General features: G+C 56.5%; 18 protein-coding genes. 13 read left to right on the top strand and 5 right to left on the bottom strand.

Annotation, left to right across the window (positions count from 1 at the left end; all coding sequences use genetic code 11):
* Window positions 1-10: 10 nt before the first annotated feature.
* The 3 genes from MWU49_RS09225 to MWU49_RS09215 form a co-directional block, all read right to left on the bottom strand.
* On the bottom strand, window positions 11-208 hold the full coding sequence (locus MWU49_RS09225; protein ID WP_246971006.1) for a hypothetical protein: 198 nt from the start codon (window positions 206-208) through the stop codon (window positions 11-13).
* Window positions 209-350: 142 nt separating this feature from the next.
* Complete coding sequence (locus MWU49_RS09220) at window positions 351-1,016, bottom strand: type VI secretion system-associated protein TagO (RefSeq protein WP_246971003.1); 666 nt, start codon at window positions 1,014-1,016, stop codon at window positions 351-353.
* Between the two features lie 32 nt (window positions 1,017-1,048).
* On the bottom strand, window positions 1,049-1,714 hold the full coding sequence (locus MWU49_RS09215) for a S24 family peptidase (RefSeq protein WP_246970999.1): 666 nt from the start codon (window positions 1,712-1,714) through the stop codon (window positions 1,049-1,051).
* 115 nt (window positions 1,715-1,829) lie between these two features.
* On the opposite strand from MWU49_RS09215, the gene MWU49_RS09210 reads away from it, so the two are divergent.
* Together MWU49_RS09210 and MWU49_RS09205 are read left to right on the top strand one after the other, a co-directional pair.
* On the top strand, window positions 1,830-2,057 hold the full coding sequence (locus MWU49_RS09210; RefSeq protein WP_246970997.1) for a hypothetical protein: 228 nt from the start codon (window positions 1,830-1,832) through the stop codon (window positions 2,055-2,057).
* A 61-nt stretch (window positions 2,058-2,118) separates the two neighbouring features.
* The gene (locus MWU49_RS09205; RefSeq protein WP_246970995.1) at window positions 2,119-2,616 is read left to right on the top strand and encodes a phage regulatory CII family protein; all 498 of its coding nucleotides are present in this window, start codon (window positions 2,119-2,121) and stop codon (window positions 2,614-2,616) included.
* A gap of 236 nt (window positions 2,617-2,852) precedes the next feature.
* Here MWU49_RS09205 and MWU49_RS09200 read toward each other — a convergent pair whose 3' ends face one another.
* Window positions 2,853-3,233: a hypothetical protein gene (locus MWU49_RS09200; protein ID WP_246970993.1), complete on the bottom strand. Its 381-nt coding sequence runs from the start codon at window positions 3,231-3,233 to the stop codon at window positions 2,853-2,855.
* Between the two features lie 101 nt (window positions 3,234-3,334).
* Between MWU49_RS09200 and MWU49_RS09195 the strand changes: the two genes are divergently transcribed.
* The 7 genes from MWU49_RS09195 to MWU49_RS09165 all read left to right on the top strand — a co-directional run bounded on the left by MWU49_RS09195 (window position 3,335) and on the right by MWU49_RS09165 (window position 8,324).
* Window positions 3,335-4,390, top strand: a complete 1,056-nt coding sequence (locus MWU49_RS09195; protein WP_246970991.1) for a PriCT-2 domain-containing protein — start codon at window positions 3,335-3,337, stop codon at window positions 4,388-4,390.
* Entirely contained in the window at window positions 4,390-5,823 is a 1,434-nt protein-coding gene (locus tag MWU49_RS09190; protein ID WP_246970989.1) for a primase-helicase family protein, read from the top strand. The genes MWU49_RS09195 and MWU49_RS09190 overlap by 1 nt, the downstream gene beginning before the upstream one ends.
* Before the next feature lie 300 nt (window positions 5,824-6,123).
* Window positions 6,124-6,720: a hypothetical protein gene (locus tag MWU49_RS09185; RefSeq protein ID WP_246970987.1), complete on the top strand. Its 597-nt coding sequence runs from the start codon at window positions 6,124-6,126 to the stop codon at window positions 6,718-6,720.
* A gap of 186 nt (window positions 6,721-6,906) precedes the next feature.
* Window positions 6,907-7,137, top strand: a complete 231-nt coding sequence (locus tag MWU49_RS09180; protein WP_246970984.1) for a holin — start codon at window positions 6,907-6,909, stop codon at window positions 7,135-7,137.
* A complete protein-coding gene (locus MWU49_RS09175; RefSeq protein WP_246970981.1) occupies window positions 7,127-7,597 on the top strand; it encodes a lysozyme in 471 nt (156 codons plus the stop codon). Before MWU49_RS09180 ends, MWU49_RS09175 begins: the two co-directional genes overlap by 11 nt.
* Window positions 7,594-8,076 (top strand): lysis system i-spanin subunit Rz, encoded by a 483-nt coding sequence (locus MWU49_RS09170; RefSeq protein WP_246970977.1) that lies wholly within the window; start codon window positions 7,594-7,596, stop codon window positions 8,074-8,076. The genes MWU49_RS09175 and MWU49_RS09170 overlap by 4 nt, the downstream gene beginning before the upstream one ends.
* A gap of 50 nt (window positions 8,077-8,126) precedes the next feature.
* On the top strand, window positions 8,127-8,324 hold the full coding sequence (locus tag MWU49_RS09165) for a hypothetical protein (RefSeq protein WP_246970974.1): 198 nt from the start codon (window positions 8,127-8,129) through the stop codon (window positions 8,322-8,324).
* A 176-nt stretch (window positions 8,325-8,500) separates the two neighbouring features.
* On the opposite strand, the gene MWU49_RS09160 is transcribed toward MWU49_RS09165, so the two are convergent.
* Window positions 8,501-8,734 (bottom strand): hypothetical protein, encoded by a 234-nt coding sequence (locus MWU49_RS09160; RefSeq protein WP_246970972.1) that lies wholly within the window; start codon window positions 8,732-8,734, stop codon window positions 8,501-8,503.
* Window positions 8,735-9,391: 657 nt separating this feature from the next.
* On the opposite strand from MWU49_RS09160, the gene MWU49_RS09155 reads away from it, so the two are divergent.
* The 4 genes from MWU49_RS09155 to MWU49_RS09140 are packed head-to-tail and all read left to right on the top strand — an operon-like array spanning window position 9,392 to window position 13,642.
* Window positions 9,392-9,748: a P27 family phage terminase small subunit gene (locus tag MWU49_RS09155; protein ID WP_246970970.1), complete on the top strand. Its 357-nt coding sequence runs from the start codon at window positions 9,392-9,394 to the stop codon at window positions 9,746-9,748.
* A complete protein-coding gene (locus tag MWU49_RS09150) occupies window positions 9,745-11,493 on the top strand; it encodes a terminase TerL endonuclease subunit (protein WP_246970968.1) in 1,749 nt (582 codons plus the stop codon). Before MWU49_RS09155 ends, MWU49_RS09150 begins: the two co-directional genes overlap by 4 nt.
* On the top strand, window positions 11,490-12,794 hold the full coding sequence (locus MWU49_RS09145; protein WP_246970966.1) for a phage portal protein: 1,305 nt from the start codon (window positions 11,490-11,492) through the stop codon (window positions 12,792-12,794). The genes MWU49_RS09150 and MWU49_RS09145 overlap by 4 nt, the downstream gene beginning before the upstream one ends.
* Complete coding sequence (locus tag MWU49_RS09140; RefSeq protein ID WP_246970964.1) at window positions 12,791-13,642, top strand: head maturation protease, ClpP-related; 852 nt, start codon at window positions 12,791-12,793, stop codon at window positions 13,640-13,642. The genes MWU49_RS09145 and MWU49_RS09140 overlap by 4 nt, the downstream gene beginning before the upstream one ends.
* Window positions 13,643-13,650 lie beyond the last annotated feature (8 nt).

Below are 13,650 nucleotides of genomic sequence, written 5' to 3'. Positions count from 1 at the left end.
TGTCACCCGATCAGGCCGCAGAGGGGCCGTCGTCGTGGGTGAAGTTGTGGCCGGTGGTGCGCTGGCTGCTCTGACGGCGGTTGGCGAATTCGCCAGCGCTTACCAGGTCAGCGCGCTTGCCGCTGATGACGGCCACCATGCCGGTTTGCACTTGAAGGCGGTGCAGGTCTGCCGGGTTGGCGGCAGTGGGGTGGATGTGGATTGACATTGCTTGACTCCATCTGACTTAACCAATATGGTTATATAACCATAAAGGTTGTTATCATGGCAACACCAAAAAGGTTATATTTGTCGGAAGTCAAAAGCCGGCAAAGAAAATGCCGGCTGGGTGTGGGGTGTATTGCTGGGGCTTAGAGTTTCCAGTTGCAGCGTTTTGCTATCTTCGAGATGGGCTCTTCCAGGCCCTTTGTGTCGTAAATAGCTTGCGCAGGATTCTCATTGTAAGGGGTTGTTTGCAGTAGCAGCTTGTCTGCATTTGCAATCTTCTTCAGTAGAGGGATGGCACTGCTTGCAAATGTGGCTGTTTTATCTGTCGATATGCTCCATCGCTGAGTAACCGCCTTGGAATCCCCTACGCGGACAATAACGTTTTTCCAGTCCTCATAAACACTGCTGGAGTCATCGCCAAGGTAGTCATGCCATTTGACGTAGAGTTCAGTTTTATTGGATTTGCAGCGTACAACAAGGTCGAAAGTGCCCTTGTAGTTTTGCCCTGAGTCAGGTGAAAGAATGAAAGAGTTGGTGATTGTGTCATCAACCGGGTTCTGGGATTCATAGTAATCCCATTTCTTTGGAGGGGGCTTTGGTGTTGTTGATGTGGTGGCCGGGGTTCTTGTGTTTGTAGTTGGTTCATCATTAAAGAGAGAAATGATAAAGACGGCTCCAAGTAAGACCACCATGAACTTGGCAAGGTTAAATCCGCCTTTTGCTTTATCAGCCGGCGCTCCGCAGTGAGGGCAGCTTTTGGCTGATTTGCTAATCTCTTTACCGCATTCCTTACATTTTATTAGCGCCATTATTTCCTCCTTGTGGCGAATTTGGGTCTACCTCACAGCTTAACCTTCGCCTCCGTGACGACGCCAACGATTCGGCAATTACCGTTGATGGGCAATGTCTTGTAGTTGGGATTAAGGGGCTTTAGGTATTTCTGTCCTGCATCAATGACAAGCTTTTTGAAGGTTACTTCCTGGCTTTCTTCTAGCTTTGCGACAACTAGGTTTCCGTTTATGGGGTCTTTATCTGGATCAACCAGAATGAGATGCCCTTCAGGAATGCTTAAACCGGACGGAGCGGTCATGCTATCGCCAACAACCTTTAACCAGAACACGTTAGGCGAGGATTGGTCGGAAACGGACTCATAGCTATCTCCGTAGCCAGGTTGATAAATATCAATGGCTTCGGTCCATTCCCCAGCTTGGACCCAGCTGATAACTGGGGCTGTCCTGGTGTTGCCATAAGTGGATGGGGGCTCCGCAATGTTAGTCAGGCCCTCCCATAAGTCTTGATGGGGTATGTCCAGCCAGCCGTTAGGCTTCCCGAAAGCTGATTCTATTTGCCGGGCGATCTTAGGGCCGATTCCTTTTACCGGTTTCTCGCCTGCAAATGCGCTCACCTGGGATTGTTGTTTGCTAAGTCTTTCAGCAAATGCTGAAACTCCTCCCACAGAGTGAACAAGCTGCCGAGTGTTCTTATACCGAATAGTTTTGGAATCCATGACCCCTCCAATAAGTGTTGCCATTGTCCCAGCAAATAACCTTTCTGGTGAACAACCAAAAAGGTGTTGATGCACATAACCTAAAAGGTTATATTTTTGGTATTAGGAGGCGACCATGACCCTTTACGAATATATCGATGGCCTCACAGAGGCTGAGCAAGATGCTTATGCCGGGAGGTGTGGCACTACAGGAAAATACCTGCGAGGGCACATTAAAGGCGCAACACGTATTCCCAGACCGGCGTTAATGAAAGCGCTTTCTGTAGAGTCATCTGGGGAGGTTTCCCTGGACGACGTCTTTCGGCATTTCGGTCTTCTTGAGACCGGTAAATCCGCCGCCTAACGATTCCAGAATAGGGGCGGCGAGGCCGCCTGTTGAGAGAAACCCGGGAGAGAGTTTCCACATGAAGACTTCACGTATGAGCCGCGTCGAGCTTGCTCAGAGCACCTTGCCCGACCTGAAAACTGCTCTGTCCATGACGGCCAAGCGCCAGAACATCAAGAAGATCGCTGTCACTTACGATCTGAACCCCCAGCAGCTCTACAACAACCTTGCCCTCAACGATCCCGATCGCAATCCAACACTCCATCAGTTCGAGCTGATCACGGAGTACGCTCGTGACCATGGGGATCTGGATCAGATTCTGGATGCGCTGTCGCTGATCACCGGTTGTGTCTGGTTACCCATGCCGAAGCTGGAAGGGGCAGAGGAGTCGGAGCTGTTCAGCGGCCTGGCCGATCTGGTGAGCCGAGTAGGCAAGATGACCAGTGATGTACGCGATGCGCTGGCCGATGGGAAGGTGGACCAGGACGAACTGGCGGTGCTGGAAAAGAGTCTGCACCGCCTTTGTCAGTCCGGGTTCAGCCTGGTGGAAGCGGCCCGTTGCTTTGGGGGTGAGTGATGTCGGATTTATCGATTGCATTCATAGCGGGAGGGGTATGGATTGGGATTTTTTACGTTCTAGGCCTTGCTCGTGGGTATCTTGATTGTAAGAAGAAAGCGCGAAAACCTGGGCAGGTGTTCATGCTCAATGCGGACTATCCGCGATGTTATTTCAGGTTTGATCCTGATCAAAGCAAGGCTCAGCGTATTGAGTTTGTCGGTAAGATTCTGCGGCTTTTGGAAGAGGACAGGATTTCAGATTCCCAAAGCCTTGAGCAGGAGCCCCCCGGCGATGAGTAATAGCGTCCACTTAGCAGCATTTAGTGGCCAATTCCCGTTATTGGCCTTTTGTAAGCGTTCCCATTGCTGCCTGAGCCAGGGTACGTCTTCTCCCATGCTTATCATTTCCGCGTCGTACCTTGGTTTCGTATCCCAGTATTTATTTTTCAGATTTTCCCAGCGTGTTTTGATCCATTCTTTTGGTTTCATGACTTTGTTTTGCCGCCACTTTTTATGGTGGCTTCCTCTCTTGTGGGTTGTTGTTTGTGGTGAACTCAATCGTAGCATGGTGGAAGCTGCCGCCTTCTTCTGGCCTTTTCGTAAGCGTAGAAAGGGTAATTCCCAAATACCGCCCAAGGACCCTCCTGCTGAACCGCCGGCGCGTGGTGCGGGATTGCCGCCTGTTCGTAATCCGGGAACTCCGGTTGATCATCAGCGCAAGTTTTCGGAGGTGCTGCATGTCTGATCCGCTACCTATCCATGAAGCCGAGCAGGCTCTGCTCTACATCGATGCCAATTGCGATCGGGATACCTGGTTTTCCATTGCTGGGGCCCTGAAGAATGAATACGGCGATGCTGGATGGGATATGTTCGAAAGCTGGAGCCAGCAGGGGCAGTCCTATGACAAGGGGGCCTGCAGGGCTACCTGGCGCAGTGCTAAGCCGGGGCATTACTCGATCGGTACGCTGATCAAGCTGGCGAAGGATGGCGGCTGGGATCGCCCGAAACGTGAGCTCACCGTGGAAGAAAAGCGGCAGCTGAGTGATGCGCATGAAGCGCGGCGTCGCGAGCGGCAAGCCGAGATCGAGGCGGATGAAGCCCGATCCATGGCCATGCAGGATGCCGTTGCCTCGGCATGTCATACCGTTTGGGAGCGGCACACCGAAACCATGGGCAAGAGTGCTTACCTCGGCAAGAAAGGGGTGGGGGCGCATGGTGTGCGGTTTTTCCGCAATGCGGTGCTGCTGGTGATCGATGACCAGGCGCAGACCTGTGAGATAAAGCTAGGGCCCGAGATACGGGCCTTTTTCAATTCTTTGCCGAATCCTCGCCCGGAGCATATTTCCTTCCAGCTGCTCAAGAGTGGCGCCATCGCGGTACCGTTGTGTGATACCCAGGGCATGGTGTGGTCCATCCAGACGGTAAACGAGCAGGGCACCAAGCTGTTCCCGAAGTATGGCCGCAAGAAGGGCCTGTTCCATGTGCTGGGCAGTCTGGAGGGTGCGCAGCTGGTGGGCTTTGCTGAGGGCTATGCCACCGCGGCTACCGCCTATGAACTGGGTAGTGGTTATCCCGTGGTCTGCTGTTTCGATTCAGGGAACATGAAGGCGGTTGCGGCTGAGATGCACAAGGCCAGCATGCTGGTGGACAAGACGCCGATCTGGCTGGCAGACAACGATAAGCCAGACCCGAAGAACGGCAAGCGTGCAGGGCAGGATGCGGCGTTGAAGTGCCAGGAGGCCTTTGGCGGTGTGATTCTGGTGCCGAGTTTCCCGAAGAAGGATGCTGCCTGATGTATGGAGATTGGAATGATCTCGCGCAGCAGGAAGGTAAGCGCGAGGCGAAGCGGCAGATGGAAGAGGGGCTGAAGCAGGCCCTGGCTGCCAATGACACAGAAGAACCGTCCTCTCCCGCGCCCACTCCTGAAGAGCGCGGTCACGCGCAAGGGGGCGAGGGGGGTGGTACCAAATGGAACAAGTCCGGGTTGGTGCAGCACTGCATGCTGGTCTACGGCACGGATATGGTTTGGGACTCCCGAAACCAGATCTACATGCGGCTATCTCATTTGCGGCATGCGGTGGGCAGGGAGTTGTTCAAAAGCTGGGAGGATAGCCCCAGCCGGAAAATTGTGTACGGGCTGAAGTTTGAACCTGGCCGAGATTTGGGTAAGGACTGGGTAAATCTCTGGAGGGGCTTTGGTGTTGAACCGAACCCGAAGGGTGAAGCCGGTTGCAAGCGGATTATTGAGCACTTCTGGAAGTTGTGTGGTAGCCGCAATGAGATGTTCAGCTGGTTGATGCGTTGGATTGCTTACCCGCTGCAGTACCCTGGCGCCAAGATGGATACCAGTGTGGTGATGTTTGGTGCTGAGGGGCCGGGTAAAAGCGCGGTGTGGGAAAACGTGGTAATGCCGATTTATGGCGATGCTGCGACCACGATCGGGCAGGCCCAGCTGGAAAGCCAGTTTACCGGATGGCAGGCAGGCAAGTGCTTCGCTCTGGCAGAGGAAGTGGTGAGCCGGGCAGAAAAGAGCCATTACAAGGGGCAGCTGAAGCACCTGGTGACCGGGAAAACCGTGCGGATCAATGAGAAGCACGCGCCTGAACGGGTGGAATCGAACCACATGAACATGGTGTTCCTCTCAAACGAGACGGTGCCTTTGCTGCTTGATCAGGGTGATCGCCGGTACATGGTGCTTTATGCCGATGATGTGCCTGGGGCGGATTACTTCCAGTTGTTGTTTGAAGAGATCCATGGTGATGGTGTGGGGTGTTTTTTCCAGTACCTGTTATCGCTGGATCTTGGTGACTTTGGTACCTGGACCCGGCCGCCCTTGAGCGAGGAAAAAGAAGGCCTGGTAGAGATGGGGATGAGTACGGCGCTGTATTTCCACAAGCTGTGGAAGGATGGCGAGTTGGGCCTGCCCTATGGCGCTGTGGCGTCTGCTGACCTGTGGCATGTATTTGTGCGGTGGTGTGAACGCAATAACGAATACAAGCGGCGGCAGCGTGATCTGGCTGCTGATTTGAAGCGCGTGATGAAGCAAGAGCGTCGTGACGTTTCCATCCCCAAGGATATGACCCCCAAGAAGACGGTGCGCCTCTGGGTGCCGCCTGAGGTTTATAAGGGCCGTGATATGCCTGGCTACGTTGATCAGCTGGGTGAGCAGGCGAGGGCGTTTCATGCTGCTGCCCAGGGTGAATGGTTCCGTGAGGTGGCCGCATGATCGTGTTTATCCGACACCTAGACACCTGCGCCGACAGCTGGCCGACAGCTGTAGTGCGCATGGTTACTGGCCTAGACGCCTAGACGGATAAAAACGGCCCTCGTGCGCAGGTGCGCGCAGGCACGCATGCGCATGTGTAATTCATGTGTCTAGGTGTCTAGGTGTCGGAAATAGATAAAACAGTAAGGCAATTCAGAGAGTTACGGCTAGACACCTAACCAGACACCTAAAATTCAGGTGTCGGCAGCCAAAAACAGGGTGTTCCACGTTGAACAAACAGGAAATGGACAGGGGAGTGTTATGAATCCGATCCGGTTGCTGGGAAAGATGACGGCCAAGGGTTTACTCATTGATGGTGCGGGCTTCGGCAGTGGGCCTGTGGCGATTCGTCCAGTGGATGTGGCGGGCGCCCTGGGCATGGGCAGGCTGCCGCTTGAGGCTGCTCTGGTGGGACGTGCCAAGTTCTGCGATGACAACCAGGCGCAGTTGGATCTAGCGGTGTGGGTACGCGATGAATTTCAGCGGCGGTGCGATCGCAATGGCTGGAAGAAGGATTACTGCGAAGGGTTGGCGCAGCTGTGCGTGTTTGAGCTGGTCCACCCGATGCGCTGTAGCCACTGCGTTGGTCGCGGCAGTGTGTGGCAACAGAAGCCCGTAAAGCGTGCCAGCGGAAAACTGAAGGCGGTGGAATCCAGCTGGGTGGAATGCGATCGCTGCAAGGGATCTGGCCAGGCCAAGCTGACGGTGCGCAGTAAAGCGGCGGTGGCGGGGATTGGTAAAAGCCAGTTTGCTGATGCCTGGCAAGAGCGCTCTGATGATGTGATGAAGCTGCTGTGGTCACTTGAGGAAAAAGTGCTGCGTCACCTTTATCACCAGTTTGCTGATGAGGCGGCATGAGAGTTTTTTTGGTTTTCTGCTCTTGACCTGTTGACGGACCGGACAAAAAACACCATCATTTTCCCATCGTGCGAAAACCCGCCCTGAGAAATCAGCGGCGGGTTTTTTTATGCGCGATACTCTCCCCCGGCCCACCTTTGGTGGGCTTTTTTATTTGTGCGAATTCCGACTGAAGGGGCAGCCCGAATGACGCCAAAGACTGACACGGCTGTGTCGGCCACCAGTTACGCCGGTGCCGGAATTTCTGTGATTGCCGGCCTGACATTGACTGAGTGGGGCGTGATTGTCGGGATCGTGACGGCGATTGTGACGTTGCTGATCAACTTCATTTATCAGCAGCGCAAGGATCGCCGGGAAGAGAAGCTGTTCCAGCTGAAGGTGGAACAGATCCAGGAGGATGTTCGCGATGGCGAGTAAGGCGCGTTTGGCAGGATTGGTTGCTGCCGGTGTGCTGACGATCGCAGGCGCCGTGGTGGCGCCGTTCGAGGGGCGTTCCCTGGTGGCTTATCTGGATCCTGTTGGCATCCCGACGATCTGTGAAGGTGTGACAGCGGGTGTGCAGCTGGGTGACACCGCTTCAGATGCTGAGTGCGATGCAGCGCTGCAGCATGAGCTGTTGACGCATTTGGCCGGTATTGAGGCTTGCATCGATGGTTACCTGACCCCGAACCAGTGGGCCGCTGTGCTCAGCTGGACGTACAACGTGGGTGTGGGTGCAGCGTGTAACAGCACGCTGGTGAAGAAGATCAATCAAGGCGCTGAGTACAGTGCCTGGTGCCCTGAGCTGAAGCGCTGGGTGTATGCCGGAGGCAATAAGTTGCGGGGCCTGGTGCGGCGCCGTGAGGCGGAATATCAGCTTTGCATGGGTGATGCATGAGCCCGGCAATGATTCGCGGCTTGGCCCTGCTGGTGGTGGTGGCAGGCATTTACGGTGTTGGCTTTGTGTCTGCCTGGCAATGGCAGAAGGGTGTGTTTGCTGAGTATCGTGAAGAGCAGGCACTGGATGCCCTGGTGGATGTGGCGCACGTGATGACACAGCGCGACAACCTGCAGAACCGACTGGAGACCCTTGATGCAACGCACACTGAAGACAGGCAAGCGGCTGCCGAACGTGAGGCTGATCTGCTGGCTGATGTTGAGTCTGGCCGTCAGCGGCTGTCAGTGCTTATCAGGCAATGTGGATCCAGTGAAGCGGCCGGCACCACCAGCGTGGATGATGGAGCAGTTCGAGCCGAACTTGACCCCGCGCATGGTGCACGAGTTATCCGCATCACCCGAGACGGAGACCGAGCGATCCGCGCCCTGAGCGGGTTGCAGGATTACGTTCGGGAGGTGTGCCAAGCCAATGGCATGTGAAGGCTGCCGGCGGCGGCGTGAATGGATCCGCAAGATGAGCAGGTTGGCTTATGAGCGAGCAAGAGGAATCGTTGATCCGCCAGCTGATCAAGAGCCAGCAGGAACTGACTCAGCAGCTGAGCCTGATGGTGCAGACCAATCAGGAGTTGGTAGCAGTGAACCAGGAGCTGATAGCAACCCTGCTGGATGATGAGGGGCCTGACCCTGATGTTCCGCCTTGTGTGGATCTTTCAGGCCGTCCGATCTAATGGCGACACGCCCGTCTCGCTGGTGCGGTAAGTGCCGCAAGGTGCATGCCGGTGACTGCCCCAACCGTGTGGCATGGCAGAAGCCCGTGAAGGCCAAGTCTGGCCGGGGTGGCCGGCCATGGCGGCGCAAGCGAGAGCGCGTATTCGAGCGTGATGGTTTCCTTTGCCGGGAATGTTTACGGCAGGGAATCGTCACGGTTGTCACGTTGCATGGCACGAAAGCCGGCATTTGTGACCACATTGTCCCGAAAGCTGAGGGCGGCAGTGATGCAGAGAGCAATCTGCAGACGCTTTGCCAGCCATGCAGTGACCTGAAGACCCAGCTGGAAGCCCAGAAAGGGAGAAAGCAGTGAAGCCAGTTCCAGGCCATGATGGATATTTTGTGACCAGTGATGGCCGTGTCTATTCAATGAGGTCTGGTGAGCTTCGTTTACTTAAAGCTCGTGATAATCGTGGATATTTAGTTGTTAACCTCACTGTGGGCACTGGCAAATCAAAGTACAGAATGAGAATGCCTGTTCACCGTGCAGTTGCTTTGTCATTCATGGGTCCGCCGCCTGTAGGTAAGCCTTACTGTTGTCACAGAAACGGACAATCAACAGATAACCGTGTAGAGAATCTTTATTGGGGAAGCCCCAAAGATAATTTAAGCGATGCAGCTAAGCATGGCACCTATGGGCCCGGAGAAAGGGCGCCAAACTGCCGGCTTGATGACTTTGATGTGGCGCTTATTCGGCGGCGAAAGATTGACGGAGCTTCTGCAAGAGAATTAGCAAATAGTTTCGGTGTTTCAGAGGGTTATATTTATCAGCTCTGTTCTGGTAAGTACCGGAATGGAGGGGGTACGTCGAAACTCTAAGCCGTCCCTCACGGACACCGCCCCCCCAGTCGAATTTTTATGCGTTTGGAATTGAAAGGAGTTTCACCATTGGCCGATTTGCTGGTGGTGATGACCTGTTATGGCCGGTCGATACAAAGAGTCAGCGATAGCCAGGCACCCGAAGTTTGAGGAAGCCCAAGCTGCATCTGCTGAAAACGACCAGCTCCACAAAGACCGCGCCAAACAGATGAAACCCCGCGGGCTGACCCGCGACGAAAAGAAAGTGTGGGACCGGATCGCTCCGGAGCTCAGCCGCCTGGGTCGGCTGCGGCCTCACTACGTTGACTTCATCGAGCAGTACTGCGTGGTGAAGGTGCGGATGGATGATCTGCGCTCCCTTCTGGATGAACAAGATTGGAGCTACGCGACCAGCGGCCGCCATGGCATCCAGCACAAGAGCCGCCCGCAGGTGGCGCAGCTGAACGATGACTGGCGGAAGTGGAATTCCCTGGTGGCACAGTTGGGCCTGTCCCCGGCTACCGAACTGCGCTTCAACGATAAGCAGGCCGGCCTGTTCGATGACGATGAGTTCGGGGCGCTGTGATCCCGATCAGTGACGATCATCTGGCGGATATCCACGCCTATTGCGATGCAGTGACCAGCGGTGAGCGGCCTGCTTGTAAGTGGGAGCGCCTGGCGGTGCAGCGCTTCCTGAATGATCTGGAGCGGCAGAACACGGACGGCTTCCCCTACGTGTTTGATGAAACCAGGGCCTGCAAGATCATCGATTTCGGCCAGCTCTTCCCGCACGTGAAAGGGAAGTGGGCCCGGGCCAGCGGTAAGGCAAACCGGATCCGCTTCGAGGCGTGGCAGAAGTTTGGACTGGCCAACATTTTCGGCTGGGTGCATCCCGACACCGGCCTGCGTCGGTTCCGGATCGTGTACGACTGCGAGCCCCGCAAGAACGGCAAATCCATCAAGGCCGCTGTAATCGCAAATTACATGCTGGCTCAGGATGGGGAGTACGGCGCTGAAGTGTATTGCGGTGCCACCAGCGAGAAGCAGGCGTGGGAGGTGTTCCGGCCCGCCAAGAAGATGGCGGAGAAGCAGCCATCCTTCCGCCGAGCCTACGGCATCACCAGCCATGCGAAACGGCTGGAAGCGGACCAGGTGGGCACCAAGCCCCGGGAAGATGGCAGCAAGCGCTTCCCGGATGGCAGCCGCTTTGAACCTGTTATCGGTAAACCCGGTGACGGTGCTTCACCCAGCTGCGCCATCCTGGATGAAGTGCACGAACACCCGGATGACACCTTGTACGACACCATGCTTACCGGCATGGGTGCACGGGATCAGCCGTTGCTGCTGATGATTACCACTGCCGGGTCGAACATTGCCGGGCCCTGTTATGCCCAGCAGAAGGAACTGGAAGCGGTGCTGCAGGGCAGCATCGTGAATGAAGAACTCTTCGGTGTGATTTACACCGTGGATGACCCGGAAAACGAGTGGCGCACTGAGGAGGGCCTGATCAAGGCCAACCCCAACATGGGGATCTCTGTGAGCCGTGAGTTCCTGGAAGCCCGGGTGCGGGATGCAGAGCAGAGCCCACGCAAGCGGAGCATCGTGCTCACCAAACACTTCAATGTCTGGGTTACCGGCAAGAACGCCTGGCTCAACATGCTGGACTGGAACCGTCAGGCAGATCCCGCGCTGCATGTCAGCCAGTTCGAGGGCGAAGCCGCCAAGCTGGGCATCGACCTGTCTGAAACCGATGACCTCACCGCCGCGGTGAAGTGCTTCACCCGGGTGGTGGATGGAGAACAGCACTATTACTTCTTCGGCCGCTACTACGCCACTGAAGCGAAAGTGCAGGACCACGATCATTACGACGAATGGGTGCAGAGCGGCCATCTGATCCAGTGCGATGGCGAGACCATCGACTATGACGATGTGGAAGACCATATTATCCAGGATGCGGAGCAGTTCGATATCGAGCAGAGCTTTTACGATCCGCATGGCGCGGCGCACCTGGCACAACGCCTGGACAAGCACCACGGCATTGAGGCCGTGAAGGTCGGGCAGACCTACACCAACTTTTCCGCCCCGATGCGTGACTTTGAGCGCCTGCTCAAGGCCGGGCGAATCCACCACGATGGCAACCCTTGCCTCAGCTGGATGTTCAGCAACGTGGTGGCCAAGGAAACCGAAGACGGGAAGATGCTACGCCCCGTTAAAGAAAACCGAGACAGCAAGATCGATGGCGCCGTGGCGGCGCTGATGGCCTTCATTGCCGCGCACGAGCCGGACGATGAAGACGACATCGATGACTTCCTGAAGGATCCGATACTGTGAAAAACCGCAGCAACGCAGAAAAGCCTGGGCGCTTCAAAGCGGCGCTGCTGGGCTGGCTGGGTGTGGACTGGCGCACGCTGGATTCCACCGTCCCGGCCAGCACCGATACCGCTGGGCAAAACATCACGCCCAACAGCGTGATGACCCTGTCTGCTGCCTGGGCCTGCACGCGTCTGATCTCTGAAACCATTGGTACCTTGCCGCTTCAGCTTTATGAGCGCACGGATGCCGGGCGCCGGCTGGCCACAGAGCACCCGCTGTACCGGATCTTGCATTCCAGCCCAAATGCCAATGCCACGGCCAGCACCTACTGGGAAGCAAAATCCGCTGCCCTGCTGAACCAGGGCAATGGGCTTTCTGAAAAGCAGATCCTGAATGGGCGTTTGGTTGGCCTGAAGTTTTTGGCGCCGAATCGACTCACCCGGCGCCGTATGGCTGACGGCCAGTACCAGTTCTTCTACACCGAAGACAACGGCCAGCAGCGCCCGGTGCAGAACAGCCGGCTGTTCCATGTGCCGGGCTTCTCGCTGGATGGGCGTTGGGGCGTTTCTGCCATCAGCTATGGGGCGCGGGTGTTCGGTTCCGCACTGGCTGCCTCGCAGGCAGCCAATAGCACCTTTGAGAAAGGGCTGCAGCCTGCGGTCTATTTCAAGCTGGATCGTGTGCTGAAGAAAGAGCAGCGCGATGAATTCCGGACCAACCTGAAAACGATCCGCGGTTCCATGCAGGCAGGTGAAGCGCCCCTGCTGGAAGCGGGAATGGATGCCGAAGCCATTGGGATCAATCCCAAGGATGCTCAGCTGCTGGAAAGTCGTTCCTTTTCGGTGGAAGAAGTCTGCCGCTGGTACCTGGTGGACCCGAGCATGGTTGGCCACGGCAACAAGGACAGCAACTGGGGCACCGGGCTGGAGCAGAAAATGCTCCGCTTCATCACCTTTACCCTGCGCCCCTGGCTCACCCGTATTGAGCAGGCCATCAACAAGAGCCTGCTACCGCCACAGGATCAGGGCCGCTACTACGCTGAATTCAGCATTGAAGGCCTGCTGCGCGGCGACGCTGCTGCCCGGGCTGCCCTGTACTCCGTCATGGTGAACAACGGCATCTGGAGCCGTGACGAAGTGCGCGAGAAAGAGAACATGCCGGCACGGGGTGGCAACGCCAACGTGCTGACCGTCCAGAGTGCCATGGTGCCGCTGGATCTGATCGGTACCCAGAACGATGGCGACAGCGCCCGCGCGGCGCTGAAAGCCTGGCTGGATCAAGGCGATGACGCCACGCAAAAACAGGAGCCCCTGCAATGAACCTGCGCACCCGCTTCCCGCAACTGCACAAGGGCGCCAACGTCCGTTTCGATCTGTCCCCGGTGGCCCTGCAGCGCTGGAACCCCGGCGTCCAGGCCGCGGCAGAAGGTGACAGCGACATCGGCATCTTTGATGTGATCGGTGAGGATTACTGGGGTGAGGGCGTCAGCAGCAAGCGCATCGCCGCGGCGCTGCGAGGCATCGGTACCGACAACCCGGTCACCGTGAACATCAACTCCCCGGGTGGTGACCTGTTCGAAGGCCTCACCATCTACAACCTGCTCAAGGAACACAAAGGCACCGTCACTGTAAAAGTGATGGGCCTGGCTGCGAGCGCGGCCAGCATCATCGCCATGGCGGGTGATGAAGTGCAGATCTCCCGGGCTGGCTTCTTCATGATCCACAATGCCTGGACCCTGGCCGCCGGTAACCGGCACGACTTCCGTGACATTGCGGACTTCCTTGAGCCGCTGGATCGCTCCATGGCAGATGTGTACAGCGCCCGCACTGGTGATGATCTGGACGATCTGCAGGCACTCATGGATCAAGAGACCTGGATTGGCGGTAGCGATGCAGTGACGCAGAACTTTGCCGACTCCCTGCTGGATTCCGACCAGATCGATGCGGATGCCAATGCCAGCGGCGGCAAGTACGCCGCCAAGAAACTGGATATCGCCCTGGCCAAAGCCGGCCTCAGCCGTGCCGATCGCCGCCAGTTGCTCAACGAATTCAAGTCCACCACGCGCAACGCTGGTGGCCCCGGTATGCGTAACGCTACCGATGACAGCACGCGACACGCTGCTGAGTACGACCTGCAACCCCTGAACAAAATCCAATTCCCTGCTTGAGGAAACCG

Origin of the sequence: Alcanivorax sp. S6407, assembly GCF_023016115.1 — a bacterium.
GTDB lineage: Bacteria > Pseudomonadota > Gammaproteobacteria > Pseudomonadales > Alcanivoracaceae > Alcanivorax.
This window is presented reverse-complemented; position numbering and strand designations above follow the sequence as displayed.